Annotated in this window: 1 protein-coding gene; it reads right to left on the reverse strand. The window is 65.5% G+C overall.

What is annotated here, in order from left to right:
* Positions 1-231: 231 nt before the first annotated feature.
* Positions 232-1,179: a hypothetical protein gene (locus tag KXC43_RS52275; RefSeq protein WP_308129622.1), complete on the reverse strand. Its 948-nt coding sequence runs from the start codon at positions 1,177-1,179 to the stop codon at positions 232-234.
* Positions 1,180-4,610: the final 3,431 nt, after the last annotated feature.

A 4,610-nucleotide genomic window follows, 5' to 3' on the forward strand; every position in this document is an offset into this window, starting at 1 on the left:
CTCCCGGGGGCCGGGTGTCACGGTCGCCGGGTGTCAGTTTCTCCTGGTATCACCAAGTCACCGTGTCCGGACTTCCCGGTGTCCGGACTTCCCGGTGTCCGGACTTCCCGGTGTCCGGGCCTCCCGGTGTCCGGGCCTCCCGGTGTCCGGGCCTCCCGGTGTCCGGGCCTCCCGGTGTCCGGGCCTCCCGGTGTCAGCCGTCACGGCAGCAGGGCAGCAGGGCGGCAGCGACTAAGTGTTGGTGATGCGGGAAGACGCAGTTGCCGAGGAGTCCGGCGTCGGAATACCGGTCCGCTGGGTCGGGATGTAGTCGTCGTCTCGAATGTTTCCGTCTCGACCCTGTGCGTCGTCCAGTGCGGCTGAGCGCGCTTCATCGCCATTTGACCATCTGGTCGCAGTAGCTGGGCTCGCTGCATCGACGACTGGGCGCGCTGACCCCGGGTTTGGGTATGCACTGCTAGAGGTTCGATCCCCGACGCCGGCGACTGGGAGCGTGCCAGCGGGGGATTCGTGCCTGCCATCTGCGGCCGAGTCCGCGGCGAGAAGCTCGTCAGCCGGTGCATCGGATCGGGTACCGGCGGAGGCGATGGTGGAGGGCGATTGCCACTGAATGTGCGGCGGCTCGGCAAGCGCGGTGCCGCCGAAGTCCGCCAGCCACGCCGCGACCAGAGCCAAGTTTTCGCGCCACTGCTGCTCGGGGATCGCAGGCAGAATGTCGTCCCACAGAGTCAAGAAAGTGCCGCGCAGCTGTAGCCGGCCGTGCGGGCGCGCGAGGAACCACATGTGCAGATGGGCCGAGCCATCGCCCCAACGATTCACGTGAACCCGAGCAACGCCATCGAGCGAACGAATTGCGCGCTCAAGTCGAACCGTCATGACACCCAGCTCGGCCGCAAGGAGGTTGGGCAGGTCGCCGATGTCGAGGTGCGATCGGCACTCAAGGATGAGCACCATCGGCAGTCCGGTAGGCCGGTCCATCGCCCGCACCCGCCAGCGCTCACTGATCCAGATGTAAGCCTCATCGGGCGTGTTACAGGCGACGCAGTCAGCCGCATCTTCACCGCTACGCGGCGGCTCGACGTCAACGGGAGCGGCCAGCGGCTTGACCCTCATATCGCCCTCGAACGGAAACGACGGCCAGCGCGTGAAGTCGGGCAGCGGGGGGATGTTGTCGGCCACGACGCGAACCTTAGCCCAGCCAGGACCCCCTGTCCCGAGTCAATTTCGCGGCAACTGAGCCATCCACGAAACCGGTCTCCACACTCTGACCGGCGTAGACCACGGTCACCGTCTGTGGACGCCCCCACACACCAAAAGTTATCCACAGAAGTTATCCACAGGCCCACCAGTTTCACGTGAAACACGACGTCGCAGCCCTGCACTGCCTGTGGATACCGCAGCCAACCCCCAACGCCACATCAACGCCGTTTCACGTGAAACACCACTACCAGGTTTCTCAACAGCCGTTACCCACAACCTGTGGATAACTTCCTGCCCCGCATCCAGCCCACGCCATCCACCTCCATGTCCTTCCCCTGCCATTACCACCCCCACCATCAGGTGACAGCCGCCAAGGCCACGCCTACGCCACTCCAACGACGGCTCAGACCGCGGCCGTGACCTGAGTTCGACGAGCCGTCAATGCGATCGAGCACATGACGAGTCGCCCGAACGCCGGCGCTCCTTAACGACCGTGAAGTAGCGGCCGACTGTAAGGCCGCCACCTACAGCTCCGGTCCCGTCCAGGCCATCGCTGATGGACAAGACTTAGGCAACGGCCCCGTCCTCACAGCACCAGCGATCGAATATCCACCCAGCTTCGTAGCCACCGACTCGGGACGCTCGATCATGGCCAGGGATTGATGGCAGCGCTCGTCTCACACGTAGCTCTGACGCGGCCCTAACGACGTCACACCGTTGGCCGGACCCCAACGTCACCACGCCGACCGATCCGGCCACGTCATCGACCACAGCGCCGACGTCGACACCCGGCACCAGCACCGGGCAGCAGGAGGAGATCGGTTCCCGTTCTCCACTCGCGGAGCAAGCGCGCTTGAACGGGACGCGCCACCAAGGTTTGGGGCCAGCCGAAGTTCCAATGCTTCGATAGCGCCGCATCGGTCTCAGTCGATGACGAAGGCCGATCCGCCGGCGCCTCAGATGAATCTGATTGCCAACCGCGCCAACTGGCTGCGCTTCTCGTCCCCACTTCCAAGGAAGGAGTCAGAAGAAGCTCAAACTGTCCACGTACGCGACCGAGAGCCTTTATCAGCATCGCAAGCCGCGACGGCCCGCCGACCGCGACCGACCTCGAGGCAGAGGTGCGTCAGCGGAACGACCAAATGGCACGGGAGTTCGAGCCCCGGGTAGCTCTCGGGGGACGCGCCGCTGACCGGGGGTGCCGGCAAACGAAGCGGCAGGATGGCGTGACGGCACCAGAGTCGATCGGCGCAGCCGCAGAAGGACGTCAGTGCTTGGCACCGAGTGGAAGCGGTATAGGCGCTCGCCGGCGAAGCTGTCACGGACGCGGCGGCAAGGCGTAGCGGTGCCGTATGGGAATGCGTGAGCGCCATGGACTGTAGGACGGTGTGGGAACAAGACTGGGTAGACGACGCTCCAACCGTGCAGTGGAAAGATGGCGGAGCGGCGGTCGACAGCAGCGGCGACATCCCTTTAGGTTCGAGCAGGCGATAGCTCGGAAGCCGCCGATCCAGGCCTTGATCAGCTACCTACCGGCGATGGCGTCGCAGCCGTGGTGATGATGGTGGGTGGTGGTCGCGTCGGCGTCGGCGTCGGCGTCGGCGTCGGCGTCGGCGTCGGCGTCGGCGTCGGCGTCGGCGTCGGCGTCGGCTTAAGTTAACGGGGACGGAACTGTCACCTCCACTGCGGGACAGGTTCTCCATAGTCCACAGCACTGAGCGAGGACAGCCGATGGCGGCAGCAGTGGCAGCAGTGGCAGCAGGGCCCAGCGACGGCAAGGCAACGCCGACAGCGACAGCGGTGGCGACAGCGGTGGCGACAGCGGTGGCGACAGCGGTGGCGACAGCGGTGGCGACAGCGGTGGCGACTGGTCTACTGCCTGCCGTGCCTGCTGCTCCTCATCGCCGGCGCCACCCGGTGTAGGGGCCAGCAAGCAGCGGTGCCGGCGGCAACGGCAGCGACAGAGGTTTCGGCCTGCTTCTTCTGATGGGCAGTTCCCACCGTCCGCAGCGTTGCGCGAGGGCGGCCCGCCACGGTGGTGGTGTCGGTGAAAGGCGGGCGCCAAGCTTCAGCGAGACGACTTCCCGGACAGCGCACATACGACGATGTCGCTTTAACTTTCACGGCGGCAGCTGCCTGGTGTCGCGCTCGCAGGGCGTTTGGGGGTACCGGCGCCGAACGCCTCACAACGTATCGGCGAGTGCCGCCGACCACTCTGCCAGTCGAGTCGATCGCGATCGCGATAGAAGTTGTCGTACATGGCGAGCGTTGGAGCTCCGGATCACGATGCGCTACGCATCTCCATCCGGATTGCTTTCCGGCCGACGTCACCGATCGCAGTGTTAGTTCATCGGGCGGTGGTGGACCGTTGATCAAGCGACCACGATGGTCGCGGCAACCACGCCGATGGACCAGATGACTTAGTGGAAGCGGGGGATCTTGAACTCCGGGTGGGCCACGCCAGTCCTGTCGGCACTCCGAAGCCGGTTTAGCGGGCAGTCTCTCTGATGGCCGGCCCCTGCAGGGCAAGGGCGAATTGGCGCATGTGTTCGGGCTTCGCTCGCCTGACTGGTCATGTGGTCGACGCGGAAACGGCACCGCATTGCGCGGCATGCCTCACTTCGACCGGGCTTCCTCCCAACGGTATGAGAGGCGCGGGGCGAGCGTTCAGTCAGAAGGCCGAGGCGGCTTGTCTCCAGCAGCGCGACCCGGATGTCGACAGGACGGCCTTGACGTCTGCGAAACGTCGCCCGTCGGCATGATTCCTCGGTGGCGTCCTTAGCCGGTTTGGCTCTGATGACGGTCAACTCTGCAGTCCGACGGGGCTTCGGCCATGAGCTCGTTGACTTGGCGAACTGGAGTCTCGGACAGGACATGGCGACTGACCGAGCTTGTTTCGAGGTCGGCGTTGGGGCGATTCGCTGGGTGCGATACGGCTCGAGAGGTCGTCCCGCCGGGTAACTGATGGCTCGCTGCACGGTCCGTCGGCCACCGGGTCGAGGAGTAGATGACCGCGAGGAGGTGCCAGCGCTGGCCTATCGCTGTGCGTTGCTGGAGAAGCCAACCGAGCTGCTAAGCCGCCGAGCGAGGAGCGGCTCTGATCATGGGCTCGTCAGGTCGACGCCAGGTCTCTGGGCTCTATTCAATGGCCAGACAGGGTGGAAGTCGCCGAACGCGCGTGGACTAACCACAACAGCGGATAGTGCACCCCAGCGGCTTGCGTTAGACCGCCGCGGCGAAGGCCGCGGGCCGCTAGCCCGCGTTCAGCCATAGCTGCTGACAGCTATCTGAGCGGTCGGTGCCTGCGCGCCGTTTCACGTGAAACGGCTCCCAGCTCCCAGCTCCCAGCTCCCAGCTCCCAGCTCCCAGCTCCCAGCTCCCAGCTCCCAGCTCCCAGCTCCCAGCTCCCA

This window comes from Paractinoplanes polyasparticus, assembly GCF_019710575.1.
GTDB lineage: Bacteria > Actinomycetota > Actinomycetes > Mycobacteriales > Micromonosporaceae > Actinoplanes > Actinoplanes polyasparticus.